General features: G+C 70.3%; 26 protein-coding genes, 1 tRNA gene and 1 pseudogene. 11 read left to right on the top strand and 17 right to left on the bottom strand.

Translation table 11 applies throughout. The features are described 5' to 3' along the window. Positions 1-483 precede the first annotated feature (483 nt). Together ctaD and AB0F38_RS13240 are read left to right on the top strand one after the other, a co-directional pair. Entirely contained in the window at positions 484-2,214 is a 1,731-nt protein-coding gene (gene ctaD / locus AB0F38_RS13245; RefSeq protein ID WP_361891148.1) for a cytochrome c oxidase subunit I, read from the top strand. Between the two features lie 39 nt (positions 2,215-2,253). Continuing rightward, positions 2,254-2,598 (top strand): hypothetical protein, encoded by a 345-nt coding sequence (locus tag AB0F38_RS13240; RefSeq protein WP_361891145.1) that lies wholly within the window; start codon positions 2,254-2,256, stop codon positions 2,596-2,598. 117 nt (positions 2,599-2,715) lie between these two features. Here AB0F38_RS13240 and AB0F38_RS13235 read toward each other — a convergent pair whose 3' ends face one another. The 3 genes from AB0F38_RS13235 to AB0F38_RS13225 all read right to left on the bottom strand — a co-directional run bounded on the left by AB0F38_RS13235 (position 2,716) and on the right by AB0F38_RS13225 (position 6,712). Next, complete coding sequence (locus AB0F38_RS13235; protein ID WP_361891518.1) at positions 2,716-4,485, bottom strand: FUSC family protein; 1,770 nt, start codon at positions 4,483-4,485, stop codon at positions 2,716-2,718. Positions 4,486-4,714: 229 nt separating this feature from the next. Beyond that, positions 4,715-6,304 carry a sigma-70 family RNA polymerase sigma factor gene (locus AB0F38_RS13230; protein WP_361891142.1) on the bottom strand — a complete coding sequence of 530 codons (1,590 nt, stop codon included), beginning with the start codon at positions 6,302-6,304 and terminating at the stop codon, positions 4,715-4,717. A 213-nt stretch (positions 6,305-6,517) separates the two neighbouring features. After that, entirely contained in the window at positions 6,518-6,712 is a 195-nt protein-coding gene (locus tag AB0F38_RS13225) for an antitoxin (protein WP_361891139.1), read from the bottom strand. Positions 6,713-7,031: 319 nt separating this feature from the next. Here AB0F38_RS13225 and AB0F38_RS13220 point away from each other — a divergent pair, with 319 nt between their 5' ends. Both AB0F38_RS13220 and AB0F38_RS13215 read left to right on the top strand, forming a co-directional pair. Next, positions 7,032-7,838, top strand: coding sequence for an SAM-dependent methyltransferase (locus tag AB0F38_RS13220; RefSeq protein ID WP_361891136.1), 807 nt, complete (start codon positions 7,032-7,034; stop codon positions 7,836-7,838). Positions 7,839-7,943: 105 nt separating this feature from the next. After that, positions 7,944-9,260, top strand: a complete 1,317-nt coding sequence (locus tag AB0F38_RS13215) for an FAD-binding protein (RefSeq protein ID WP_361891133.1) — start codon at positions 7,944-7,946, stop codon at positions 9,258-9,260. Positions 9,261-9,277: 17 nt separating this feature from the next. On the opposite strand, the gene AB0F38_RS13210 is transcribed toward AB0F38_RS13215, so the two are convergent. From AB0F38_RS13210 to AB0F38_RS13200, 3 genes are all read right to left on the bottom strand, one after another. Then, the gene (locus tag AB0F38_RS13210) at positions 9,278-10,273 is read right to left on the bottom strand and encodes an MASE1 domain-containing protein (RefSeq protein ID WP_361891130.1); all 996 of its coding nucleotides are present in this window, start codon (positions 10,271-10,273) and stop codon (positions 9,278-9,280) included. 57 nt (positions 10,274-10,330) lie between these two features. After that, a complete protein-coding gene (locus AB0F38_RS13205; protein ID WP_361891127.1) occupies positions 10,331-11,164 on the bottom strand; it encodes a PP2C family protein-serine/threonine phosphatase in 834 nt (277 codons plus the stop codon). Between the two features lie 121 nt (positions 11,165-11,285). Further along, positions 11,286-11,765, bottom strand: a complete 480-nt coding sequence (locus AB0F38_RS13200; protein ID WP_361891124.1) for a MarR family transcriptional regulator — start codon at positions 11,763-11,765, stop codon at positions 11,286-11,288. Positions 11,766-11,876: 111 nt separating this feature from the next. Between AB0F38_RS13200 and AB0F38_RS13195 the strand changes: the two genes are divergently transcribed. Next, on the top strand, positions 11,877-12,287 hold the full coding sequence (locus AB0F38_RS13195; protein WP_361891121.1) for an organic hydroperoxide resistance protein: 411 nt from the start codon (positions 11,877-11,879) through the stop codon (positions 12,285-12,287). Between the two features lie 45 nt (positions 12,288-12,332). Here the strand turns inward: AB0F38_RS13195 and AB0F38_RS13190 are convergent. Continuing rightward, positions 12,333-12,405: transfer RNA gene (locus AB0F38_RS13190), tRNA-Trp, on the bottom strand. A gap of 162 nt (positions 12,406-12,567) precedes the next feature. Here AB0F38_RS13190 and AB0F38_RS13185 point away from each other — a divergent pair. Both AB0F38_RS13185 and AB0F38_RS13180 read left to right on the top strand, forming a co-directional pair. After that, positions 12,568-12,729: a hypothetical protein gene (locus tag AB0F38_RS13185; RefSeq protein ID WP_361891118.1), complete on the top strand. Its 162-nt coding sequence runs from the start codon at positions 12,568-12,570 to the stop codon at positions 12,727-12,729. A gap of 193 nt (positions 12,730-12,922) precedes the next feature. Beyond that, positions 12,923-13,555, top strand: a complete 633-nt coding sequence (locus AB0F38_RS13180; protein WP_361891115.1) for an SGNH/GDSL hydrolase family protein — start codon at positions 12,923-12,925, stop codon at positions 13,553-13,555. A 44-nt stretch (positions 13,556-13,599) separates the two neighbouring features. Here the strand turns inward: AB0F38_RS13180 and AB0F38_RS13175 are convergent, their stop codons facing one another. Continuing rightward, on the bottom strand, positions 13,600-14,112 hold the full coding sequence (locus tag AB0F38_RS13175; RefSeq protein WP_361891112.1) for an ATP-binding protein: 513 nt from the start codon (positions 14,110-14,112) through the stop codon (positions 13,600-13,602). Positions 14,113-14,305: 193 nt separating this feature from the next. Here AB0F38_RS13175 and AB0F38_RS13170 point away from each other — a divergent pair, with 193 nt between their 5' ends. Continuing rightward, positions 14,306-14,542: a DUF397 domain-containing protein gene (locus AB0F38_RS13170; RefSeq protein ID WP_361891109.1), complete on the top strand. Its 237-nt coding sequence runs from the start codon at positions 14,306-14,308 to the stop codon at positions 14,540-14,542. An 87-nt stretch (positions 14,543-14,629) separates the two neighbouring features. After that, positions 14,630-15,538, top strand: coding sequence for a helix-turn-helix transcriptional regulator (locus tag AB0F38_RS13165; RefSeq protein WP_361891107.1), 909 nt, complete (start codon positions 14,630-14,632; stop codon positions 15,536-15,538). Between the two features lie 29 nt (positions 15,539-15,567). Here AB0F38_RS13165 and AB0F38_RS13160 read toward each other — a convergent pair whose 3' ends face one another. Continuing rightward, positions 15,568-16,383, bottom strand: coding sequence for an SAM-dependent methyltransferase (locus tag AB0F38_RS13160; RefSeq protein ID WP_361891515.1), 816 nt, complete (start codon positions 16,381-16,383; stop codon positions 15,568-15,570). A gap of 406 nt (positions 16,384-16,789) precedes the next feature. On the opposite strand from AB0F38_RS13160, the gene hemC reads away from it, so the two are divergent. Then, complete coding sequence (hemC, locus tag AB0F38_RS13155; RefSeq protein ID WP_361891104.1) at positions 16,790-17,725, top strand: hydroxymethylbilane synthase; 936 nt, start codon at positions 16,790-16,792, stop codon at positions 17,723-17,725. A 194-nt stretch (positions 17,726-17,919) separates the two neighbouring features. Here hemC and AB0F38_RS13150 read toward each other — a convergent pair. The 6 genes and pseudogenes from AB0F38_RS13150 to AB0F38_RS13125 form a co-directional block, all read right to left on the bottom strand. Next, positions 17,920-18,163: pseudogene (locus AB0F38_RS13150) on the bottom strand (cytochrome P450); the annotation flags it as partial. 210 nt (positions 18,164-18,373) lie between these two features. After that, positions 18,374-18,781, bottom strand: coding sequence for a roadblock/LC7 domain-containing protein (locus AB0F38_RS13145; protein WP_361891512.1), 408 nt, complete (start codon positions 18,779-18,781; stop codon positions 18,374-18,376). A gap of 95 nt (positions 18,782-18,876) precedes the next feature. Further along, the gene (locus AB0F38_RS13140; RefSeq protein ID WP_361891101.1) at positions 18,877-19,380 is read right to left on the bottom strand and encodes a hypothetical protein; all 504 of its coding nucleotides are present in this window, start codon (positions 19,378-19,380) and stop codon (positions 18,877-18,879) included. 722 nt (positions 19,381-20,102) lie between these two features. Further along, positions 20,103-20,531, bottom strand: a complete 429-nt coding sequence (locus AB0F38_RS13135; protein WP_361891098.1) for a pyridoxamine 5'-phosphate oxidase family protein — start codon at positions 20,529-20,531, stop codon at positions 20,103-20,105. 326 nt (positions 20,532-20,857) lie between these two features. Further along, a complete protein-coding gene (locus AB0F38_RS13130; RefSeq protein WP_361891096.1) occupies positions 20,858-21,280 on the bottom strand; it encodes a PPOX class F420-dependent oxidoreductase in 423 nt (140 codons plus the stop codon). 309 nt (positions 21,281-21,589) lie between these two features. Next, a complete protein-coding gene (locus AB0F38_RS13125) occupies positions 21,590-22,807 on the bottom strand; it encodes a cysteine desulfurase-like protein (protein WP_361891093.1) in 1,218 nt (405 codons plus the stop codon). 384 nt (positions 22,808-23,191) lie between these two features. Here AB0F38_RS13125 and AB0F38_RS13120 point away from each other — a divergent pair, with 384 nt between their 5' ends. Next, a complete protein-coding gene (locus AB0F38_RS13120; protein ID WP_361891090.1) occupies positions 23,192-23,719 on the top strand; it encodes a GNAT family protein in 528 nt (175 codons plus the stop codon). A gap of 200 nt (positions 23,720-23,919) precedes the next feature. Here the strand turns inward: AB0F38_RS13120 and AB0F38_RS13115 are convergent, their stop codons facing one another. Next, a complete protein-coding gene (locus tag AB0F38_RS13115) occupies positions 23,920-24,147 on the bottom strand; it encodes a DUF5133 domain-containing protein (RefSeq protein ID WP_361891510.1) in 228 nt (75 codons plus the stop codon). 701 nt (positions 24,148-24,848) lie between these two features. Beyond that, complete coding sequence (locus tag AB0F38_RS13110) at positions 24,849-25,433, bottom strand: hypothetical protein (protein ID WP_361891087.1); 585 nt, start codon at positions 25,431-25,433, stop codon at positions 24,849-24,851. Between the last annotated feature and the right edge of the window lie 58 nt (positions 25,434-25,491).

The following is a 25,491-nucleotide window of genomic DNA, read 5'->3' as shown; positions in this document are numbered from 1 at the left end:
TGCTGGTTCGTCGGCCAGTGTGGCGTACACGCGGCAGCGTCCAGGACACCGGACCCGAGGAACCCGCACCTGCCGATCCCCTCCTCGACCCTCCGTACCCGCACCGGCCACGGAAGTGGAATGCGCCGAGTGCCAGGGGTGAGCGCCTCCGTCGGAGCACCGAATCCGATCGGGCGGACGGTGTTCGGCTCCTGCTGAATCGGTTCTCCGGTAGCCCGGACCCGGAGAAGGCGGGTGACCTCCTCGCCCGGTACACCGACCGGCCGCTGGACAAGAGCGTGGCCGGCTTCCTCCCGGCAGGTGACGCGCGCCCGGCCGGAGCCCGGGGACTTCGTCAACACGGGCGTCACCGCCATCGGCCGATGGAGTGTCCTTTGCCAGCCACTGGTGCAGTGCTCACAGGGATCTCCCGCAGTACCGCCGCGGCGGAGTCCATCCTGGTCGCCGAGTCCGCAATCGGCCGTCGACCGAAGGAGTGCCGCAGTGACGACGAGGGGTGCCTCAGAAACGGTGGAGGCCGATGCCGCCTACCAGGACGAACTTCCCGTCCGGCGGCGGCAGCCGGGGAGGGTGGTCGTCACGTGGCTGACCACCACCGATCACAAGACCATCGGCACGATGTATCTGGTCACCTCGTTCCTGTTCTTCCTCGGCGGTGGTGTGCTGGCACTCGTGATGCGTGCCGAGCTGGCCCGCCCGGGTACGCAGATCGTGTCGAACGAGCAGTACAACCAGGCGTTCACGATGCACGGCACGATCATGCTGCTGTTGTTCGCGACGCCGCTCTTCGCCGGGTTCGCGAACTGGATCATGCCGCTGCAGATCGGCGCACCCGATGTGGCGTTCCCGCGGCTGAACATGTTCGCGTACTGGCTCTACCTCTTCGGCTCGCTCATCGCGCTAGCCGGCTTCCTCACCCCGCAGGGCGCGGCCGACTTCGGATGGTTCGCCTATTCGCCACTCACCGACACGGTTCGCTCGCCCGGGATCGGCGGCGATCTGTGGATCATGGGTCTGGCCTTCTCCGGCTTCGGCACGATCCTCGGCTCGGTGAACTTCATCACCACGATCATCTGCATGCGCGCGCCTGGCATGACGATGTTCCGCATGCCGATCTTCACCTGGAACGTCCTGCTGACCGGTGTTCTCGTTCTGCTGGCGTTCCCGGTCCTGGCCGCCGCGCTCTTCGCGCTGGAGGTCGACCGTAAATTCGGTGCGCACGTCTTCGACGCGGCCAACGGCGGGCCGATCCTGTGGCAGCACCTCTTCTGGTTCTTCGGCCATCCCGAGGTCTACATCATCGCCCTGCCGTTCTTCGGCATCGTCTCCGAGATCATCCCGGTCTTCAGCCGCAAACCGATCTTCGGGTACGTGGGCCTGATCGCGGCGACCATCGCCATCGCGGGCCTCTCGATCACAGTGTGGGCACACCACATGTTCGTGACCGGTGCGGTACTGCTGCCGTTCTTCGCCTTCATGTCGTTCCTGATCGCGGTGCCGACCGGTGTGAAGTTCTTCAACTGGATCGGGACCATGTGGAAGGGCTCACTGTCCTTCGAGACACCGATGCTCTGGGCGATCGGATTCCTCGTCACGTTCCTCTTCGGCGGCCTGACCGGTGTCCTCCTGGCCTCGCCCCCGATGGACTTCCACGTCTCCGACTCGTACTTCGTCGTGGCACATTTCCATTACACGGTGTTCGGCACCGTGGTCTTCGCGATGTTCGCCGGATTCCACTTCTGGTGGCCGAAGTTCACCGGAAAGCTGCTGGACGAGCGGCTGGGCAAAGTGACGTTCTGGACGCTGTTCTTCGGCTTCCACGGCACGTTCCTGGTGCAGCACTGGCTCGGCGCCGAGGGCATGCCGCGCCGGTACGCGGACTACCTCGCCGCCGACGGTTTCACCGCACTCAACGCCGTCTCCACCATCGCCTCGTTCCTGCTCGGTCTGTCCATGCTCCCCTTCGTGTACAACGTGTGGAAGACGGCGAAGTACGGCAAGAAGGTCGAGTTCGACGACCCGTGGGGCTACGGCCGTTCGCTCGAATGGGCCACTTCCTGCCCGCCCCCGCGGCACAACTTCCTCACGCTGCCGCGCATCCGCTCCGAATCCCCGGCGTTCGACCTGCACTACCCCGCCGTCCGCGCACTCGAGGAGGAGACGAACCGCCCCGCCGAGTCCCACACCGTGGCGCCCGGGGACAAGCAGGCATGAGGCAGGCCCGGGATGACGTCCCGTCGACAGGAGGACCGCGTGCGACCCGACAAGGAGAGCGCCGCCCGAGGCCTGGCGCAGGTGGAGGGCTACCTGCTCTGGAACGCCGAAGTGGAGCGGGCCCGGCGCCAGGCCGTCCGCTTCAGCGAACAGCTGCCCTGGCTCACCACTGCCCAGCGTGAGGACGTCGAACGCGTCTACGTCACGGACCGGGTGGCCGTCAGCCGGGATTCCCTCACCAGGATCGCCGACCGCGCCGTCGAACTCCGGGGCGAGTACACCGCACGGTACGAACGGCTCAGAGCCCGCTGTGTGGCGGTGTCCGCGCTCACCGTCGGCGCAGTCAGCGGCACGTTCACGGCACTCGCACTGATCAGCCGGTGACCCTCGGACCCGGGCGACCCGGGTCCGGCGGGCGGGGCCGATCGCCCGGCGCCACGGTCCGGTGGTGCGACGAGCAGCACGTGCGGAGTCCGTAGGGGAGCACGGCACCGGCTCCGGTCACAGGACCGACATCTCCCGGCGCGGCACGGCCCAGGCCCGGTCGAGCTCGGACAGATGCACGGAGAGCCGCTCGGCGTGCGAGGGCGGCAGTTCGTCGGCCCGGTTCCCCAGCTGCACGGCGCAGGCCGTCGTGGTGTCGACGAGCCGCTCCACCGCACTCGCGACCCCGTCGGACCCTGCGGAATGCCGTGCCACCGACGGGAGTTCGGCAGCCGAAAGATCGATCGCCGTACGCGCCGCGGCCAGCGACCTGTAGGCGTCACGCCGCAGCGCCCCCCGTCCGGCCTGGTCCTCCGGAGCCTCCAGGACGTGCCGGAGGTAGCGGTGCGCCGCACCCACGGCCGTGTCCAGCGCGGCTCGAACGGTGTGCCCCCGCCGGCCGGGCAGCGGAAGATGACCGACGAGCAGCACCGTCACACAGGCCAGCAGCGACTCCACGACCCGCCCCCAAGCGGCGGGAGGCTCACCGCCCAACAGGACGAGGGACAGCACGAGTACGGTGACGACCGCCGTCTGCACCGCGAAGTGGCGGGTGGCGACCGGCAGAAGCCCACCGCAGAGCGCGACCGCACCGACGAGCGGGAACGGGCCGGCCGGCAGGCCGGACATCAGCAGCATCAGCAGGCCGAAGACCGCGGCACCCGCGACCGTACCCACGGCCCGGCACAACACCCGCGAAAGCAGCGGGCCCAGATCGGGCTTGACGAGGAACACGGTCGTTGCGGGCAGCCAGTACCAGTGGTCGTGGTGCAGCCACTGCGCCACGACCGTACTCGTCGCGCAGCACACCGCCACCCGCAGGCCGTACTCGCGTCCCGCGGCACTCCACGCCCGCCTCGGGACGGAGCCGCCCGGGTGCCCCTTCGCCGTACTCGACGGCGCCCCCTCGGGCCGGTCGAAGACCGCCGCCGCCCGGAGCAGGGCATCGTCCAGAGCGCGCAGTCCGGCATCCGTCCGCGCAGGGGCGGGCAGCGGGCCGCAGGGCCCGCCCGTACGTACCGCGTCCGACAGCCTCCGGGGACCCTCCACGAGACGGGCGGGCAGTGGCACCCCCGCCCAGGCCAGCGCGGTCGCGGCCTCGGCCAGCGGAAAGGCTGCCGCGTACCGGGCGTGGAGTCGGCGCTCGGCGGAGGAACTCGCACGGCCGCGCAACCGCGGCCCGCCCAGCGCGTCCTGCGCCCGGTCGAGGGCCGCGCTCAGCGCCGCCCGCCCGGCCAGAGCCTGCGGACCGCCCGTAGCCCGCAGAAGTGTGGACACGGCCTCGTACACGGCGGCGACCGCTTCCCGTTCCCCGTCCAGCCGGTACGGACCGCTGCCCGGCCGGCCAGGGGACGGGAGCACCAGGCGCAGCAGCAGGAGCCAGCTCGCACCGGCCAGGAACAGCAGCGCGCGCAGCGGACCCGGCTCCGGCAGCGGCATGCCGGCCCCGATCACGGCCGCGACCAGCACCTGCGTCCCGCACGCGGACGCCACCGGCCCCGTCGAACTGAACGCCCCGGCGACCAGCCCCAGGACCCCGAACACCAGCGGCAGCGCGACCACGGACCGGCCGCCACCCGCGGCGGCCGCGATCATCGAGCCGAACAGCAGCCCCGCCGCGCCGGCCAGCGCCGGAACTCCCAGCCGGGTGACCGCGGCACGCCTGCCGCCGGGCCGGTCGTTGATCCCGGCCAGCATCGCGCCCAGTGCGGCAGGCACCCCGGCGGTCGGCCGCTCCGCGAGCACCGCCAGGAGCAGCGGCACCGAGGCCAGGGTCCCCCGCAGCACAGCGTTCCACGGCACCGGCCCGCGCTGGGCCCGGAGCACATGACCGAGCCACGGAGGGAGAGGAGGAAGGCGAGAGGGAAAAGCAGGGGTGAACACCGGGCTCCTGTCCGCGCGGGGAAGGCGTCACATCGCCGGCGGACGCCTTCGGCCCGGGCGTGACCCCAGCCTAGATCCCGTACATGGAGGGGGTGCTACCTGATCGTTTCCGTGGTGTGAAGGACCGCCGGCTTCACAGCGCGGTGCCGAAGTTCTGCGTCCACACCGGACCGCCCGAGGACTCCTGCCGTCCGACGCCGATCTCCTTGAACGCGCAGTTGAGGATGTTCGCCTTGTGACCGGGACTGTTCATCCACGCCTCCATCACCGCAGCCGCCGTGGTCTGCCCCTTGGCGATGTTCTCGCCGTACGTGCTCCAGCGGTACCCGGCCGAGGTGATGCGCGCGCCGGGATCCGTACCGTCCGGCGAGGTGTGCGAGAAGTAGTCCCGTTCGACCATGTCCGCGGAATGACGCGACGCGGCCGTCGCCAGCCGTTCGTCGGTGCCCACCGCTCCGCAGCCCTCCCGCGCACGCTCGGCGTTGACCAGGTTCATCACCTCCTCCGCCACCGAATCGGAGGCCGGCCGCGCGGGTTCGGGCGGCGGCGCGACGGACGGCTTCGAGGACGGCGTACGCGGGCGGGGGACGGTCCTGGGTGTGGGGGAGGCCGTCCTGGCCTCGGTCCTGGACGGCGAGGGTGAGGCGGACGCCGACGGGGACGAGGGCGACGGGGACGGTGTGGCGGTCGGCGGTGCCGACGTGGTCTCCGAGGCCGACGGGCGCGTCAGGGGCGCGACCGCCGTCGACGGCCCCTCGTCCCCGTCGGCGTCCGTGTAGAGGTGAACCGCGGCGCCACCGCCTCCCAGGGTCGCGACCGCCACCAGTCCCGCCACCACGCCGGTGCGGCGGCGGCGCCTCACCTCGCCCCGGCGCCGCTCGGCACGTCCGGGCCCCGACAGCCGCGAGACCTCGGTGTGTGCGGTGCCCGCCGAGAGGAAGTCCGCCGGGCCGGCGGCGGACGCCACCACGGGAACCAGCGCCAGACCCACCAGCAGGCCCTCGGCCGGGACCAGGCCGGATCCATGCCCCGAGCAGACCGTGCAGCCCCGCGCATGACGAGCCAGATGTTTGCGCCAGAGGGCGGACGGCACACCGTCCCACCGGGTGATGAGGTCCTCCAGCAGGATGCAGCGCGGGCGGGCGGCCAGGGCACGCACCACCACTCTGGCCGCCTCCAGCTGCGCCTTCATCCGCTGCACGCGGACCGCGGTGTGCTGCGGAGACAGTTCGAGCGCGCCGGAGACCTCGGCCCGGGACAGTTCACCGGCCGTCTCCAGCCACCACAGGGACAGCAGCGCCCGGTCGTCCTCATCGAGCCACCGCGTGGCCTCGGCGGCCTCCCGGCGCTGCCCCGTCAGACCCAGGCGGACGATCGTCAGCTCCACGAAGTCCGCCGCGGGATCGACGACGTCGCACGCGACCTCCATCGGGTCGGCGGATATCTCCCCGCTCCTGCGCTCCCGCCGGTGCCCGCGTATCTCGTTCATGGTGATGGCCACGAACCAGGACCGGAAACTTCCCGGGGTGCGCAAGGAGGGCAGGCCGCGGAGCATGCGCAGCACACTCTCCTGCACCACGTCGTCGACATCGGCATGGCCGTCCAGCGCACGGCCCACGATGTTGTAGACCAGAGGCAGATACGACGCGACGAGCTGGTCCTGGGCCTGCTGGTCCCCCTTCTGCGCCGCCTTGATCAACGCCGACTCGCGTGCCTCGCCCATACAGTGCTCACTCTTCCGGGATCCTGATCCGTCACTTCCCACACTCGGGAGACGCTGTGCGGCGGGGACGATAACAGGAATCCGGCCACCTGGTCGCGAACCCCTCAAGGATCCGGGCACGCCGCATGCCGGACCCCGGGGCCGGCACCAGGCCTGCCACGGGGTCCGGCACGCACGGACGACTCCTCCACGGCGGCTGCGCCGCCTCCCGGGTCAGGGACGAGGAGGACTGTCCGGGCCCTGGTCCTCGCCGAGCTGCCGCCTCAGCCTTTCCTGGCCGGTGTCGACGTGCTTGCTGTGCTTGCCCTGAGTCCGGGCGTCGATCGTGTCACCGGCTTTGTCGACGCCCTTCCCGGCCTGGTCCTCGTGGCCCTTGAGCATCTTCTTGATCTTGTCCAACGCGGACATGGTTTCCCTCCTGGACTCGGCGTCCCCCGCCCATCCAGAGTCACGGCACATGGCCCGGACCGCATCCGCGCGTGGCCCCGAGAGATGTCCGCACGGGTCCGGAGGTGTGAAGGGGGCGTGGGTGGGCAGATACCGGATGACCAGGGAGGTGGTGGCCGTGGGCCGCATCCAGATCGTCCGCCGTCCGCAACCCCCCACGGGGCCGCCCCCGCTGGACCTGCGCACACCGTCCGGGCGGACCCTTCCGTACTGATCTCCGGCCGACCTCCGCGCCGGCGTTGCCGTTCGGCATGGAGAAGGCGGAGCGGTGAGGTTTGCCATGAGTGATCCTCGACAGCCACCGGGTGACCGGCTGCAGACCGACCGGCCGCACTCGGCCCGCGTCTGGAACTACCTCCTCGGAGGTAAGGACAACTACCCGGCCGACGCGGCCGCGGGCGAGATGATCCTGAAGGCGTTCCCCGACATCGCGGGTATCGCACGCGGTCAGCGCGCCTTTCTGGCCCGCGCCGTCCGCTTCCTGACCGGCGAGGCGGGGGTCCGGCAGTTCCTCGACATCGGGACGGGCCTGCCCACCGCGAACAACACGCACGAGGTCGCCCAGTGGATGGCCCCCGAGTCCCGGATCGTGTACGTCGACAACGACCCGCTCGTACTGACCCACGCCCGAGCGCTGCTGACCAGCACGCCCGAGGGCGCGTGCGCGTACATCGACGCGGACGTGCGTGACACCGGCCGAATCCTCGACGAGGCCGCCCGCACCATTGATCTCGACCGGCCCGTCGGCCTGACCATGCTGGGGATCATGGGCCAGCTCCCCGACGAACAGGACCCGTGGGGCCTGGTCCGCCGGCTGCTGGCAGCGCTCCCCTCAGGCAGCTATCTGGCCCTCGCCGACGGCACCGACACCAGCGAGACCATGACCAGGGCCATCGAGGCGTACAACGCGAATTCGGCGAGCTCCTACCATCTGCGGAGTCCCGCACGGATCGCCGATTTCTTCGACGGGCTGGACGTGGTCGAGCCGGGCGTCGTCAGGATCTCCGCATGGCGCCCCGACCCCGGCCGAAACGGCGAGCACCTCCCGCCGAGCCACGCGGTGAGCGGCGTGGGACGCAAGCCCTGAGGCGACACAGGCCCTGCGACGCCGGCACGGCCGAGGTGTGCGGGCGGTCCGGACGTCATGACGGCCCCGCCGCGACCCGACGGGTGGAGCGTAAGCTCCTGAGACATGATCGATCATTCGGCGCGCACCCCGTCCGCACCGTGGACGAACTGGGCGGGCAACATCACGTTCGGCGCCCGGCAGCTCCACACACCCGCCTCGGTGGCCGAGCTCCAGGCCGTCGTGGCCGCGGGGACGGCGGTACGGGCGCTGGGCACCGGCCATTCCTTCAGTACCGTGGCCGACACCCACGGCGACCTGATATCGGTCGCCGGTCTGCCCCGCTCCGTCAAGATCGACCCGAAGGCCAGGACGGCGACGGTGAGCGCGGGGCTGCGCTTCGGGGAACTCACCGGCACCCTGCACCGCACGGGACTGGCTCTGCACAACCTGGGCTCACTGCCCCACATCTCGCTCGCCGGTGCCTGCGCCACCGGCACCCACGGGTCGGGCATCGGCAACCGCTCCCTGGCCGGTGCCGTCCGTGCGCTGGAGCTCGTCACCGCGGACGGCACGTCGGTGACGCTGGAACGCGGCGACACCGACTTCCCCGGGGCCGTGGTCTCCCTGGGCGCGCTGGGAGTGGTGACCCGCCTGACCCTGGACCTCGTGCCCGCGTTCGAGGTCCAGCAGTGGGTGTACGAAGGGCTGCCCCAGGAACAACTGCTCGGCAGCTTCGACGACGTGATGTCCGAGGCCTACAGCGTGAGCCTCTTCACCGCCTGGCGCGGCGGTCCGATCGACCAGGTGTGGCTGAAGCAACGGGTCGGCGACGAAGGGCCGCGCAGCGCGCCGTCGCGGTGGCTCGGAGCGACGCTCGCGGACAGGCCGAGGCATCCCGTTCCCGGGATGCCCGCCGGGCACACCACGCAGCAGCAGGGCGTCCCCGGGCCGTGGCACGCGCGGCTTCCCCACTTCCGGCTCGAATTCACCCCGAGCAACGGCGACGAGCTGCAGTCGGAGTACTTCGTCGCCCGGCGCGACGCCGTGGCCGCCTACGAGGCCCTCGACCGGATCAGGGAGCGCATCGCACCTCTGCTCCAGATCGGCGAGATCCGCACGGTGGCCGCCGACGACCTGTGGCTCAGCCCGGCCCAGGGCATGGACGCCGTGGCCTTCCACTTCACGTGGGTGCCCGACTCCGCCGCCGTCACGCCCGTCCTCGGGGCGATCGAGGAGGCCCTGGCGCCGTTCGGTGCCCGGCCGCACTGGGGAAAGGTGTTCACCACCGCGCCCGGCACGCTCCGCGACCTGTACCGCCATTACGCGGACTTCGAGCGGCTGACCACCCGCCTCGACCCCACCGGCACCTTCCGCAACGACTTCCTGGAGCAGCACTTCCCCCGTACTGGCAACGGCCTCGGCACGGCGCCGACCGGCTGAGTACGGCGACCCGGCCGTCAGGCCGGCTCGCGCCCGTTCCGGAGCTCGGCGGCCCGGTCCTGTCTCGCCTGGCGCGGTGCGAGCTCCTCCACCAGGGCGGCGAGCTCGTCGCACGCCAGCTCCGTCTTGTGGCGGATGTTGTTGTGCTCGGTGACGATCGCGGCCAGCAGCAGCGCGGTGAGCGCCACGCAGCCGTTGAGGATACTGAGGTTGAGCATCACCTCCAGCACGCTGTGGTCGGCGAACGGCCCCACCCCGTCGGTTCCGGCGACGATCGCCATCACGGACATCATGAGGGCGCAGGGTGCGCTGCCGGCCAGCTGGAAGCGGAGCGCTGCCCAGATGATCACGGGGAAGAGAAGGTAGATCATGGACAGCGGACTGCGGGTCGCGACGACCGTCGCCCCGGCTGCGACGACGGCCAGCGCCGCCGACTCCATCCACGGGTCGGTGAGCCGGGGTACCCGCGCCCTGCGCAGAACGAGCAGCAGGGGAGTGACCATGAGGACCCCCATGGCGTCCCCCGCCCACCAGGCGGACCAGACGGACCAGAATTTCGACCCGGGAAGATCGCCGGTCAGCAGCAGGACTCCGGCGCCCGAGGTGGCGCTGATGAGCATGCCGCCCATGGCGCCCAGGAAGACCAGGACGACACCGTCGCGCAGGCGGTCCAGCTCCGCGCGGAACCCCACCGCGCGCAGCGCGAGGTAGGAGCACAACGGCGCCAGTGTGCTTCCCGCCGCGATGCCGAGGCCGGACAGGGTCGGACCGCCGCTGATCGAGATGACCGTGAGCAGGGCCCCGACCGCGATTCCCGGCCAGATCCGGAAACCCAGACACAGCAGGGCCGTCAGGGCGATTCCTGTGGGCGGCCAGAGGGGGGTGACGATCGAACCCTCCACGTTCACCTGCCGCAGGAGACCGACCCGTCCGGACACGTAGTAGGCAGCCGCGATGCTCAGTATCTGCAGAACGACCACGGCCCGGCGTCTGGATGCCTCACTTCGGATCACGCATCTCATCAGACACCGCCCACGACGGCAGGCGGTCGTGACACGCGCGGCGGGCCCTCACCTCGGACCGGTGGAGGTGGCGCGGTGGCGCAGAACGAGAACCGCCGCGTCGTCCTCGTGACCGGTGAGCGCAGCGGCCCGGAGCACCGTCTCCGCCAGCTCCGCGGCGGTGTCCCCGGAGTGTGAACTCACCAGATGCCTGATCCGCTCCAGCCCGTCGCCGATCGGCAGCGAGGGCCCCTCGATGACTCCGTCCGTGAGCAGGACGAACGCGCCGTCGACATCCAGCGTGCGCCGGGTGACCGGGTACTGCTGCCGGGTCTCGATGCCGAGGGGGAGACCGCCGGCGTCCGCCGTGATGCCCGAACGCCCGTCGGCGGTGGCCCAGACGCATGCGACATGACCCGCGCGGGCACCCTGCAGCTCCCGGGTCAGCGGATCCAGCCGGAAGAACGAGCAGGTCGCGAAGAGGCTGGAGTCCATCGAAAGGATCAGGTCGTTCGTGCGGCTCATGACCTCGCCCGGATCCGCCGCCGTGCTCGCGATGGCCCGCATGGCGATCCGGATCTGCCCCATGAAAGCGGCAGCTTCCACGTCATGGCCCTGGACATCGCCTATCGCCAGGCCCAGCGATCCGTCGGGGAGCAGGAAGCCGTCGTACCAGTCGCCGCCGATGTCCAGCCCGTGGCGGGCGGGGGCGTAGCAGGCCGCGATGTCGAGTCCCGGGGGGGAGGGCAGAACGGCGGGGAGCATGTTGCGCTGCAGCGCCTGGGCCAGTTCCACCCGCGCCTGATGCAGCTCCACCTCCTGCCGGGCACGGGCAGTCAGGTGCTGCAGGGTGCTGAGCAGGTCCTCGGCGCTCGCTGATCGGGGAGTTCGACGCCGGTTCATGGGCCGCTCCGCGTTGCGATAGTTCCTGCATCCTATTTCGGCGGGGACACTTCTGCGAGTGCTGCGGTGCCGGGGTCCCCGCAGCCCAGCTCGCCTCGCGGACAGGATTCCATCGGCCGGTTCAGCCGGCCCGGCTCAGGGATTCGGTGAGCCGCCCCAGGGTCTCCTGCAGTGCGAGGACCTCCTGGACCGAAAGCCCCGTGGCACCGAGGATCGTCCGCGGAACGGGCAGAGCGCGCTCACGCAGCCCGGCCCCGGCCTCCGTGAGGTGCACGGTGACCGACCGCTCGTCCTCGGGGCTCCGTCGACGCCGGACGAGTCCGGCCGATTCCAGCCGTTTGAGCAGGGGGGACAGAGTTCCGGAGTCGAGGTGCAGCCGCTCGCCGATCATCTTGACGGGCAGTGGGCCGTGCTCCCACAGGACCATCATCGCGAGGTACTGCGGGTAGGTGAGGCCGAGATCCTTGAGCGCTTCCCGGTAGACGCCGCCGAAGGCGCGGGAGGCTGCCTGCAGGGAGAAGCAGACCTGGTGGTCCAGCCGGAGCAGCTCGGTGTCCGGGAGATCGGTCAGGTCGGGACCGGGGGTCGGCGGTGACGTCATGGATCCAGAGTAGCCTGCCGCCTACCATTGGGTTGTGCACAATTAAGTTATGTGCAACTCTATTGGCGGTGGCCGGCCCGCGGTCACCGTCGTACGAGAGAAGGTCACTCCATGGACGCGCTCTACACCGCTGCCGCCACCGCGAACGGCCGCGAAGGCCGGGCAGTGAGTTCGGACGGCCGGATCGACCTGGCGCTCGCCCTGCCGCCGGCCCTCGGGGGCAACGGCCAGGGCACCAACCCGGAACAGCTCTTCGCCGCCGGATACGCTGCCTGTTTCGCCAGCGCGATGAGTTCCGTCGCCCGCGAGATGAAGGTCGACACCAAGGACGTCTCCGTGACGGCCGAGGTCTCGATCGGCAAGGACGACACGGGCTTCGGCCTCGCCGTCGTCATGCGTGTCGAGCTGCCGGAGGCGCTCGAGGGTGAGACCGGCCGTCGGCTGGTCGAGGCGACGCACGCCTACTGCCCGTATTCCAAGGCCACGCGCGGCAACATCGACGTCGAGCTCGTCATCGAGTAGTGCATCCCGTTCCCCTCACCTCGCCGGGTGAGGGGAACGGCCGGGCAGGGGAGACAGGAGTCGAACCTGCGGCATCCGGTTTTGGAGACCGGCGCTCTGGCCTCTGAGCTACACCCCTTCGGTGTGCTCAGCCTGGCAGTCGCACCTGTCACGGACAACAGGTTTTCGCCCGGGCGCGGCCGATCCCCGGTCCGCCCGGCGCCGGTCCACGGGGACCGCGTACACTCGGCTCCCGTTTCCGCTGATTGGCGGGCATAAACCGATCGATGGGCAGTTCGACGTGAGTTTCGCAGACAGATCCGACGCACCGATCTACGCCGGCCTCGTGGAGGAGCAGGGCGATGTCCCCGCAGAGGTGCGCCGGGTGGCCGAGCAGACTCTGCGAGAGGTGGACCGCGCTCTCGACTTCAGCTCGGTGCGCGCTCCGGGGTCTTTCCGCTAGGTCTCCGCCGCAGGACCGCGCCGGGGGTCCATCCGATCCCGGCGCGCACCGCCGTCGTCGCGGGTGTACCGGTCCCGGTGGGCGGAACCAGGCTTCTGCCCGGGGGTAGGCCCTTGCTAGGTTGCACGTGCCCCGCCGGGCAGGCGGGGCACGGCCTCGGAACTTCCGCGTTCTTCATCGTTCGGAGCATTGCGTGACCATCAGCCTGCACGGCTCAGCGACCGTTCTGTTCCAGGGGGACAGCATCACCGACGCGGGCCGGCTGTCGGACCCGGGCAGCCCCTTGGGCAACGGCTATGTCCGGATGGCGGCCGACCGCGTGCGTTCCGCGCGGGGCGGCAGCGATATCACGTTCCTCAATCGAGGGATCAGCGGGAACCGTGCGGCGGACCTGCGCGCCCGGTGGCGCGAGGATGCCGTAGACCTCGAGCCGGACGTGGTGTCCGTCCTGATCGGCGTGAACGACACCTGGCGCCGCTACGACTCCGGCGACATCACCTCGCTGCGGTCGTACGAGGACGACTACCGCGCCGTCCTCACACAGATCCGGGACGGGCGGAACACGCAGCTGATCCTCATCGAGCCCTTCCTCGTCCCGGTGACGGACGAGCAGTGGGCATGGCGCGAGGACCTCGACCCGCGGATCGGGACGGTCCGCCGGCTTGCCGAGGAGTTCGACGCGGCGCTGCTGGCCGCGGACGGCCTGCTCAACCAGGCTGCCCGCACGGCGGGCGGCCCCGAGTACATCGCGGGCGACGGCGTCCACCCGACCCCGCTCGGGCACACGCTGCTCGCGGAGGCCTGGACGGCGCTGGCCGGACTGTAGGCCGGTCGCGGGCGCAGGAGCGGCCTCCCCGGACGGCGGAGCCCTCAGGCGACGGGAATCCTGGCCCAGACGGTCTTGCCGGAGGCGGTGGGCCGGGACCAACCCCAGGAGCTGCTCAGCGCGTTGATGATGCGAAGACCCCGGCCGCGCTCAAGGGAGTCGTCTGCCTGGCGCAGCACGGGAACGTCGGGGCTGGGATCGTTCACCGCGCAGACCAGCGAGCTGTCCTGCCGTGCCAAGCCCAGCCACGCCGTGGCACGGACCGTGGGCTGCGCGGTGAGGGGCAGCGCGTGGCAGACCGCATTGCTCACCAACTCGCCCGCCACCAGGCCGACTTCGTCGGCGCAGGACCGCAGGCCCCACCGCTCCAGCGCCTCGCGGACGAACGCCCGCGCCTGTTGCAGGCTTTCGGCATCCGCGGCCAGGCTGTGCGTGGTGAACCCGGGCGCACCGACGCCGAGATCCCGTGCCCAGTCCTCGTGCGGAGATCCGCCGTTTTCGGTCAGATGAGGCGGGTGAGCCGCCGCTCCGTGACGGGCTGTGTTCTCCGCGTACATGAGAGGTGATCACCCTCCGGTGAAGGCCGGTTCGTAATGCCGTGGGGGCCGGACGGCCATTAGTATCCTCGCCGTCCGTGCTTCTGTGCAATTGCACCCGGAATTGCACCCCGGGTATGAGCAGGGGACATCTGTTCACCCCGTGCGGGCCCTGGCGACGTGCCAGGAACTACTGCCGTAAGGAATGGACCGCATGCAGCACATCGACAACGGCGTCCCGGCCGACTCCCTCACCGGCCTGACGTGGACGAAGAGCCAACACAGCAACCCGAGCGGAAACTGCGTCGAGATGGCGCTGCTCCCGGGCGGCGACGTGGCCGTACGCAACTCCAGGCACCCCGACGGGCCCGCGCTCGTGTACACCGAGGGTGAGGTGCGTGCCTTCCTCGCGGGCGTCAGGGACGGAGACTTCGACGGAATGGTCGGCTGAAAGCACCGGGCTTCTCGCTACGGTCCGCCCCAAGTCGGGGCTCCTGATGGCAGACTGGCGTTCTGACGCCCGCCCTCAGGAGCCCGCATGCCCGGCATCGAACCGCTTCAGCCCTTACGGAAGCCGACGCTCGCTCCGGCCGCAGGAGCAAGTCCCACGGCCCTACGCCTGGTTCTGGGTGCACAGCTCCGGCGGATGCGCGGCGAGGCGGGCATCACCCCCGACGTCGCCGCCGCCCGGATCCGCTGCTCCACCGCGAAGATCAGCCGGATGGAGACGGGTCACTCGCCGTGCAAGGAACGCGACGCCGTCGATCTGCTCAAGCTCTACGGTGTCACCGACCCCGACCGGACGGCCGAGTTCGTCGACCTGGTGCGCAGGGCGGGAGAGCGCGGCTGGTGGCGGAACTACGCGGACGTGCTGCCGGACTGGTTCGAGCCCCTGGTGGGCCTCGAAGAGGCCGCCGCGTCCATCCGCACCTACGAGGGCCACTACGTCCCGGGGCTGCTGCAGACAGCCGACTACGCCTACGCGGTCGTACGCTCCGGACACCACCTGGAGCCAGAGGCGACCACCCGGCGGCGGGTGGAACTACGGCTCAGGCGACAGAAGTTGCTGAGGCGTCCTGACGCCCCCAAGCTCTGGGTCCTGCTGGACGAAGCCGTACTGATGCGGCCCACGGGCGGTGCGCGGGTGATGCGGGAGCAGCTCACCCACCTCCTGGCCATGACCGAGCTGCCCCATGTGATCGTGCAGGTCGCGCCGTTCGAGGTGACCGCCCACACGTCTCCCGGCAACGGCATCACATACCTGCGGTTCGCGATGGCCGGACTCCCCGATGTCGCCTACATCGAGCACCTGACCAACGCCATGTCCGTGAACAAGCAGGAGAGCACGGACGAGTACCGGTGGATCCTGGACTCCCTCAGCGCCCAGTCCCCGAGCCCGGTGGAGAGCAGACACCTGCTGAGACAGGCGCTCGAGCGCTACACCTGACCGGGGCGGGCACCGGTGCACCGATCAGATCACCACTTGCGTCCGACGCCGCCGTACTCGATCCATTCCTGGGTCGCCTGCTTCGGCGCCAGATCCGAGTCCGGCCGCCAGGTCGACACTTCCACCAGGCCGGGCTCCAGCACTTCGAGTCCCTCCAGGAAGACGCCCACGTCCTCCTGACGGCGCACCCGGCCCCACTGGTTGCCGGTGCTCTTCGCCATGAAGTCCGTGACGAAGTCGCGAGTGGCGGCGTCCTCACTGACGAGCTGACACACCACCAGGAAGCTTCCCGGTGCCAGGCGGTCCGCGACCCGGCGCACCAGGCCCGCAGGATCGTCCTCGTCGGGGATGCAGTGCAGCACGGAAACGAACAGCGCAGCCACCGGCTCGTCGAAGTCGATCAGCCTGGTCACCTCGGGATGCCCGAGAATGCCTTCGGTGTCGCGCATGTCGGCCTGGATGACCGCCGTCCTGTCGTTCTCCTCGAGTATCGCCTTGCCGTGCGCGAGGACGATCGGGTCGTTGTCGATGTAGACGACCCGTGCGGCCGGATCCACGAGCTGGGCGACCTCATGGACGTTGTCCTGGGTCGGCAGGCCGGATCCGTGGTCGATGAACTGACGGATCCCGTACTCGGAAGCCAGGTGGTGCACGACCCGCCGCAGGAAGCGCCGGTTGTTCACCGCCAGGACCTTGGTGCTCGGGACGTGCACCAGCAACTGCTCGCACGCGACCCGGTCCGCGGGGTAGTTGTCCTTGCCCCCCAGGTAGTAGTCGTACATCCGCGCAACGCTCGGCACGTTCACATCGATGTTCTTCGGAATGGAGGTGTCCCCGTTGCTCATCCAGCCCCTCGCCAGTCCCAGGAGAAGTAGTTCGTATCCGTGAGGAGTCATGCTAGGGATCTCGACGGGGGGCTGACAGCCCTCAAGGGGGTGAGGCGGGGGCACAGGCGATGAATCGGCCAGACATGGAGGGGACCCGGCAACGGCACCGCGCCCATTCCCCGCCCCGGACCGGTCGGGCGCGGGCCCTTCTGGACAATCACGCATCAAGTCACCCTGATAAGAGACTTTTTGTCGAACTGTCGCCGACCGGTGCGCACCGACCGGGGCTGTGCCCAGGGTGTCGTACCGATGTGACCGGAAATCGCTGTGCCGGGGGAGGTGTCTGCTGCCGCGTACCGCTGACGTGCCCATGTGACCGCGCCGGACGATCGCGGCTCGAGCCCGGCGGTCTATCGTGGACGTCATGTCCGTCCCTGAGCTGATCCGTATCGTTTCCCGCGACTCACCCATGGCCCTGGCCCAGGTGGAACGCGTCCGGGCCGAACTCGCGGCCCTCCACCCCGACACCGTCACCGAGGTCGTCCCCGTCAGGACGACGGGCGACAGGTGGATGGGTGACCTCTCGCAGGTCGACGGCAAGGGGGCCTTCACCAAGGAGGTCGACGCCGCCCTGCTCGCGGGCGAGGCGGATCTCGCCGTGCACTGCGTCAAGGACATCCCCGCCGACCGGCCACTGCCCGCGGGTACGACCTTCGCCGCCTTCCTCGAACGGGACGACATCCGTGACGCCCTGGTCCACCCCGGCGGACTCACACTCGACCAACTCCCCGTCGGCACGCGGATCGGCACCTCCTCCGTGCGCCGCGCGGCCCAACTCGCCGCCTCCCACCCGCACGTGGACTGCGTTCCCTTCCGCGGCAACGCCAACCGGCGCCTCGCCAAACTCGCCGCCGGCGAGGCGGACGCCCTGCTCCTGGCCATCTCAGGCCTCCGCCGCATCGGCCGTGCCGACGTGGTCAGCGACATCCTCTCGCCGGAGACCATGTGCCCGCCGATCGGAGCGGGGGTCCTCGCCCTGCAGTGCCGTGAGGACGACACCGCCACCATCGACGCCGTCAGCGCCCTCAACCACCCCGGCACCTACCGGGAGACGACGGCGGAGCGCATGCTGCTCCACGTCCTCCAGGGCCACTGCAACTCCCCGATCGCCGGCTACGCCACGACCCATCGCAACGGGGATCTCTCCCTGCGCGCCTGCGTGTTCAGCCCCGATGGAAAGACGGTGCTCAACGCCCACGAATGGGCGGGCCCGCTCGATCCGGCCACCCTCGGCACCTCCGTGGCGGTGACCCTGCTCCGCCAGGGGGCGCGCGAGCTGATCGACAACATCGCGCACTGAGCGATCCGCCGGGCGGAATCCGTGAGTCACGGTCCCTTCCGCCGTACAACCCTTCCGCCGCGCGCGTGGTCGAACAGGATGCCAGGAAGGAACAGGCCCTTGGACATCCCCCGGCACCCGCCCGGGCATCGTTGATCCAAGGAGCCGCTCGTGCGGCCCGGCGGAACCCCATGTCCGCCGGGCCGCGCACCGGCTCACTCCCCGAGCCGCACCGGCGGCGTCGAGGAGCCGTTCGAGACAGGGACGGTGCCGCGACGAGGCCGGCCCCGGCTCGACGGCCGGCGACGGATCCGAGATCCGCTCGAACACCGCCGGCAGCGCCGGGGCCGACTCCAGCCGCGCCAGGGGGCGCCGAGGCAGAAGTGCGGGCCGTTGCTGAAGGCCGGATGCCTGCGCTGCTCCCAGGCGATCGAACCGGTCGGCGTCCTTGCCGTGCCGGACCGTGTCACCGACGAATGCGGACGCCGGCACTTCACGGACTCACGGGTGATCGACGAGGGACCTCGGCTCCCACCGGGGACAGGAGTTGTGCGTACGTCCGCCACCAGGAGCGTCTCGACACGGTCGTGCTGGGGAGGGCCGGGAGCGCGCCCCCTGGTGATCACGCACGGGCGTGAGGCGCCATCCGAGAAGCCTCTGCCGATCCGCTCACGCGGAGCCCTGGCGTGGCGGGCCGCTGAGGTTGCGTGCTCCGATCTTCAGCACCTGCACCTGCATCTGCCGTGCGACGAGCCTGGGGTCGATCACCGGTCCCGTCACCACGGCGAGATGCGTGCCGTTGGCACTGCGCATGAACAGGAAGCCGCCGTCGAACTCCACCATCTGCTGGTGCACGGCACCGCCGTCCTCACCGAACTCCCGCCCGAGACCACGGCCGAGCGACTGAAGCCCCAGGCAGCTCGCCGACAGCCGGTCGGCGGAGTCGCGGTCCACGCCCTCCGAGTTGGCCAGCAGCAGACCGCCGGAACTGAAGACGATCGCCAGCCGCACACCGGGCACGGTGGCGACCTCGGAGATCATCCAGCCGCGCCGCTCCGGGTTCTCCACGTCATTCATGCTCACATCTGTCCTTCCGGGTAAATCGGGGGTGGGGGAGGGGCCGTACGGGGGCGTACGAGGTGTGATGCGGCCCGGCAGGAGGGGGCCGGGTCCTAGGCCGAGGGGAGCACGGTCCCGCCGCCCTCGAAGAACTGCTCCATCCACTCGCCCGCGTCCTCCGGTGAACCCGGCGAGGTGACAGTGGTCGGCGCCTCCTCCACCGCAGGCGTGAATCCGTCACGCCGCGACCGGCGCTGGGGCAGCCGACGGTGACGTACGGCCAGGACGTCCGCGGCGGGAGTCGCCGGTTCGAGCGGCGGGCCGGGCTCGGCCAACTGCCGCGCTGCCCGCGGAGGTACGGAACGATCGGGAGTGGCCGCCGGCGCGGCCTCGGGGAAGGGCGCGGCAGACGGTGGTTCCTGCTTGATGCCGACATCGGGATCACCCGTCACCTCGACAGGCTTGAACGAGATGATCCGGCCTGAAGCGGCCCGCACCACATCGACCAGCACCAGCGGCTCCGCGCTGCTGTCCGGGGACGAGGGGACCTCGTCAGCGGCGCACGGCCTCCGCCTCCCGTCCTGGGGCATGACGGTGGACGTGGGGGGACGAGCCATGGAAGACCTTCGAGTCGGTGGTACGTCGATGTCCGGTGGACGCGAGGCGTAGGACATCAAGAGATGTGCGGTGGGGGAGGACCGGGCGAACCACAGCACGGGAGTACCCGGACCAGGGTGCCTTGTCGGCATCGCCTGGGTTCGGCATCGTCATCACGGGAGGAACCACTCCTGCACCAGAGGTTGTTCGAAGATCGTATCTCCGATTCACCCGGGCGGAGGGTTTTGTGATCTGAACCCCCCTTTCACGAGGGCCACTTGCACGTGCCGAGCCACCGGCCACCGGAGCCCGGTTGAACGGTGCAGGGAAGGGGAGGGGCGCGATGGAAGGGACCCGTCCAAGCCTTACCCCGGAGTGATCTTGGCAGGGAGCCAATGTCAGCCCGCACCACATGGCAGCGACGGGCGAGGGTCCGCACGCGGCCGGACGGCGTAGGCGTACGTCGGACAGCACCGGGGTGGGCGAGGGAACGAGGGTGATGACGCCGGATCATGTGCGGGACCCGCCGATGCTCCTGCCAGGAACCGGCCGCCATGCCGGGCCTCGGCGCAGGGCGCCGAGCCTCGGCATGGCGCTGGCACCAGGCATCGGTTCCGTAGTACGAGCCCACTCCGGCCGCGTCGATCCACAGCATGCCGTGCCTCCTCGCCGCGTACCGGGCGATGGAACACCACCGTCACTTCAACCCGCGGCCGCGGACGTCCTTCTTGGAGCGGGGCGCTCAGACCGTTCCGAGGTCCGAGCTGAGCCAGCGCTGGGGTCGCATATGGATCACGACCTGCTCGCCGTGCTCCTTCCAGGCGAAGTCGACGTAGCCGTCGACCTTCTCGGGCGGAAGGTAGCGACCTGAGATCTCCACCAATTGTTCGCGGGTGGCGGGAAGCGTCGCGACGACGGGTCCCTCGACGGAGACGTACCGGATGGTCGGCGTCACACGGTCGACCATCAGGCAGAACCGGCCCGCACCGGCGATCAGTGTCCCCTTGCGGGAGTTGCGTCCCGTCATGATCCAGATGTCGCCGCCCGGCTCGTACTGGTACCAGATCGGCACGGTGAGCGGGGCCCTGCCCGGCTCCGCCGTGTCCACGGACAGTGCGGCGACATGCGGTTCGGCCAGAAACCGCTCACGCTCTTCACGGGTCAAAGCCACGGATGACTCCTTCGTGCTTCGTGGGCTCGGTGTCCTGCGTACTGGCCCGCATTATGCAACGTATCGTCCGCAGGCCTCCTCGACGTGTCCGAAAGACGTGCGGACGAGAACCGGACAGGCGAGGGCCCGTCCAAGACGCCCCACAGCGGCCCCGCGTCCGGTGTCTGCTACCGGAGCCGCCCACGGGCCGGTCCCGGCACCGGGGCCGTGAGCCGGTGCCGCTCCGTGTCATGGGGCAGGCCTGTCGCCGGCGGGGCGTGGCGCACGTCCGCTCCCGCCTGCCGCCTCACGACGCGGGGGCAGGCGGGACGGAACGAGGAAGAGGCTCAGCCGCCCGCCTGGCTGCTGTCGCGGAAGCCGCCCCAGCCGTGCCAGCGGTCGATCTCGATCCAGGCACTCACCCGGTCACGATCACGCTGGGAATACGGCTGGCCCAGGTAATGCCGGGACAGCCGGTCGATGTCGGCCAGACCCGTGTCGTCGCGCAACTCGACGATGCGCCCGATGAGGGTCACATGGGTGTACCAGTCGGCTTCGTCGATCACGGTCAGAGTGACTCGGGGGTCGTTGCGCACATGGTCGAGACGCCTACGGCCCTCATCCATGTTGACCAGCACCCGGCCGTCGTCCCAGAGGTACCAGGTCGCCGTGGACACCGGCTGACCGTCGGCCCGAAGCGTGGCGATGACAGCCGGGTTCGGCTTCTTCAGCATGGCGACCGCGGCGTCGGGGAGCGGCGGCTCGGACATGTTCTCTCCTCTTCGTCGGACTGCTCCTGATCCATGGCGGTGAACCGCACGGGGCGATCCGGAGCGCACACTCCTACGCTGCCACACATCGGGAGCGACATCCCGTACCGCCCTCCCGCGCGCACCGTCGGCGACCCGGGCGCTCCTCCTCACGAGGTGCGTGGCGCACCGTCCAGCGTGCGGTCACGAGCGCGAAGCTGAGGAACTCGCCGCCGCCGTGACGAGCTTGCCGGTCCGCAGGCTGTTCCGGGCCCGGCGCGGTCCCGCCCGGCCACCGGTTCAGGAACATGGGCTGCCCTGGTCATGCCCTCATGCAGTGGGGGAGTCCCGCAGAAACGCGGTGAGACCCTCCAGGAGCCGCTCGACGTCGCTCCCGTCCGTGTAGGGCGACAGTCCCACCCGCAGTCCGCCGGTGTCGCCCAGCCCGAGGTGGCGTGAGGCTTCGAGCGCGTAGAAGGACCCGGCGGGCGCGTGAACTCCCCGATCCGCCAGATAGCGGTAGGCGTCCGCCGCACTGAGCCGGCCGAACGTCAGGAGCAGCGTGGGCGTGCGGTCGGAGGCCCGCGAATGGACCGTGACCCCGGGCATCGACGCGAGAGCCTGCTCCATAGGCGCACTCACGGCTGTCTCGTGCTCCTCGACTGCGGCGAGCGCGGAACGCAGCCGCGCGCGCCGGTCCCCTGACGAACCGCCCGCGAGACCGGCGAGGAAGTCGACAGCGGCACGGGTGGCGGCCATGGATTCGTACGGCAGCGTGCCCAGCTCGAAGCGCTCGGGAACCGCGTCCGTGGACGGCAGCAACTTGTCGGGGCGCAGACCCTCCAGCAGGTCCGGTGCGGCGGCCAGGACACCATGGTGAGGACCGAAGAACTTGTAGGGCGAACAGACGAAGAAGTCCGCGCCGAGCTCCGACACGTCCACGAAGCTGTGCGCCGTGTAGTGCACGCCGTCGACGTACAGCAGCGCACCGGCTCGGTGGACGAGACGGGCGATCGCGGCGATGTCAGGACGCGTCCCGATCAGGTTGGACGCCGCCGTCACCGCTACCAGCCGGGTCCGCTCGGTCAGCAGGTCACCTATGGCGGCCGGCGGCAGCTCGCCGGTGTGCGGATCGAAGTCGGCCCACCGGATCCGGACACCGGCAGACCTGGCAGCCTGCAGCCACGGGCGGATGTTGGAGTCGTGGTCCAGCCGGCTGACGACGACCTCGTCCCCGGGTGCCCAGGTCCTTGCCAGCACGCGGGCGAAGTCGTACGTGAGCTGCGTCGCGCTGCGCCCGTACACGATGCCCGACGGCTGTGCGCCCAGCAGATCCGCCATGGCCTGCCGGAATCCGCCGACGATCGCCTCGGCGTTGGCCTCGCCGGGCAGATTGGCCCCGCGGATGGACAGCGGCCGGCTCAGCGCGTCGGTGAAGGCCTCGATCACGGGGGTCGGAGTCTGCGTCCCCCCGGGACCGTCGAAGTGCGCGGTACCGGCTCGCAGAGCGGGAAACTTGGCGCGCAGGGCACCGACGTCGTACGTCACGGGGGCTCCTCACAGAAGAGACCGGGTGCCGGAGCGTTCACGGAACGCACGGCCGGCCGGGCCCTTGGGACGACAAGAAAGGATCGCGGTTCGAGACCGATCATCGCAGGGCGGCCCGACGCCCCGGTGAGCGGTGCTCCCCGCGGACGCGGCGATCCGCGGCATCCCGGTCGCCTGGGGTCAGCTGAGGTTTTGTGCGGCGACCTCGTAGAACCTTGTCAGGGGTTCTGTCGGTCCAAGGGGAAGGCACTTTCCGCGTGCGAGGTATCGAGAACACGAGCGGCGCGATCGACTGGATCCTCCGGCGGACGTAAGGTTCGGCGGCGCGGGCACCCTCGCATAGGCTGTTCGTCTCATCCGACGCACCGCGGCGAGGATCAGCCCATGCGCAGCAGCACCAGGATCCGCCTGATCGAGCCCACCGACGCCGCCACGATCGCCGCGCATCGGGTGCGGGACTTCGAGGCATTCCGGCCGTGGGAACCAGCCCAGCCGGCCGACTTCTTCACCCCGCAGGGCCAGGCGGAACGGATCGACGGCCTGTTGGCCGGATACCGGGCCGGCGTGGTGTGGCCGGGCGTGGTGCTCGCCGACGACCAGGTGATCGGGCAGGTCACCGTCGGAGGCATCCTGCCGCAGCCGCACCTGCGCCGCGGCTCCGTCGGATACTGGATCACCGGCGTCGCCCAGAACCAAGGGCACGCCGGGCACGCGGTCGGGCTCGTACTCCGGGTGATGACGGACGAACTCGGGTTGCACCGCGCCGAGGCGTCCACCAATCTGGAGAATCTGCCGTCACAACGGGTCTTGCGCCGCAACGGGTTCAGCCCGTACGGCATCGCGCACTCCTCGATCTTCCTCGACGGGAGCTGGCGGGACGGGATGCTGTGGGAGCGGGTCCTCGGAGACTAGCCTCGCCGTTTCCGTTGCGACGAGGCCGGAGGCGGAAGTGCCTTGTGAGCGGCTCTCCACTGACGGCCCGGGGCGGTCAGGCACGCGGGCGCACGTCTGCCGGCGGATCTTGCCGATGTCACCGTCCGAGCACCGCCCACTCCACGCGGAGGTCATGGCCCGCGCCGTCGGCCGACGACCAGCCCTCCGCCCGCGCCTCCTCAGGGAGTGAGCAGGGAGTCGTCCTGCGGACGCGCGCCGGGCAGCCGGTGGCGTGCGGCGACGAGAGCGGCATCGATGTCCCGGGTGCCGGTGGCCACGCAGAGCGTGTAGGCGATGTCGTCCATCCGTCGCTGCACTTCCGCGTCGCCGTCCTCCGCCCGCAGAATGCGAAGGGTGTCGAACTGCTCCACCAGGTTCTGCAGCACCGCGGGGTGGGCCATCAGCACCGTAGTCTCCTTCTCACTGTTACTCACACGTCATTCGCCGAGCCGCCTACCCCGGTACGTCACCGCTATGCCTGCCGAAATCCGTTGCGGGGGATGGCACCTGCGGCGGGTGCGAGCCCACGAGGGGGCGCCACGTCCCTGCATCCGCCCCCACACCCGCCGCGACGCGAATCGGGTGCGGGGTGATCGGTAGGGCCTTGTCCGTCCACGGGCCAGGACGGGCAGGGGCCCACGCCTCGGTACCGGCCATTCCTTCGGCCGGCCATGGCCTGCACCGATGTCACTCCTGCCGGCGCGGTGTGGCCGTGCTCGGGTGCTGGTGCCGTGGTGCGTGACTGGGGTAACCACGCTCCCCCGTGGAGGAGTTCTGCGTCCCCGCTGCGTCTTCCGTACAGCGGAGGCGATCGGAGGCCCACAGCCGGGCCGCGCCTTTCCACGGTGCCGTGTGGGGTGAGCGCGCCGGGCCACCTTGTCGCGTCCGGCGACGTCCGGGGCGCAGGCACACGCGGCGGCGATGCGCGTATGACCGCCCTGGCCGGGCTCTCGCGCTACCGCACCGGCCGTGGGCGACAGGCGTGCGTGCTCGGGCCGCTTACCCGGGGCCTGGATGGCGACCGGCCGGCCAGGAGCAGGTCGGCCGGCCGCGCGGACGGACTCGCCGGTCCGAATCCGGCTACGGCACGTTCAGCGTGTGACTGTGCTCAGCAGTGGTGGTTGAGGTGAGGCATGGGTACCTGGGACGCGGCCCTCCGCAGCATACCGACCTTCTGCTGGAGGGGGCGCTGCTGCTCTCCGTGCAGAGCGTTCAGCACGACGACGGCACCGGTCAGGCCCGGAATGATCCACTGCATCAGCGCCAGCTGACTCCGGGCCTTGTCCAGGTCGACGGGGTGGCTGGCCGCCTTCTCCAGATCATCCGGGTTGCCGGACGTCGAGAGTTCGAGCTTCTTGCCCAGCACCCGGCTGTACGCGGTCGCGGCCAGCGCCGCCCCGGTCAGCACGGTCTTGGCCAGTGTCGAGGCGGCGACCCCCTGCTGGGTCTGTACACGGGCGGCGTTGGCGGCCAGCAGGCCGGTGCCACCGATCAGGTGCGCACCGATGGCCACGGCGTTCACCGGCGTCCATTTCGCCCATCCGGCACTGGCGATCCTGGAGGCCTCCGCTGCCGTGTGTCCCTCGCTCCCGCTCGCACCGTTGAGACCGACGGCACCCATCAAGGACCCGCCGAACCAGGCTGCCAAGCCCAGATCGTGGACGCTGCGCAGGACGGTATTGCGTTCCGACATCGTTGCTCCTCACTCCGAGAAGGCCGGTAGGCGCCTACAGGCCACCTCCACGCTCGCC

Source organism: Streptomyces sp. NPDC025273 (assembly GCF_040638585.1).
In the GTDB taxonomy this organism is placed as follows: domain Bacteria; phylum Actinomycetota; class Actinomycetes; order Streptomycetales; family Streptomycetaceae; genus Streptomyces; species Streptomyces cinereorectus.
The sequence above is the reverse complement of the archived record's forward strand: the minus strand, read 5'-3'. Positions and strand labels throughout refer to the sequence as shown.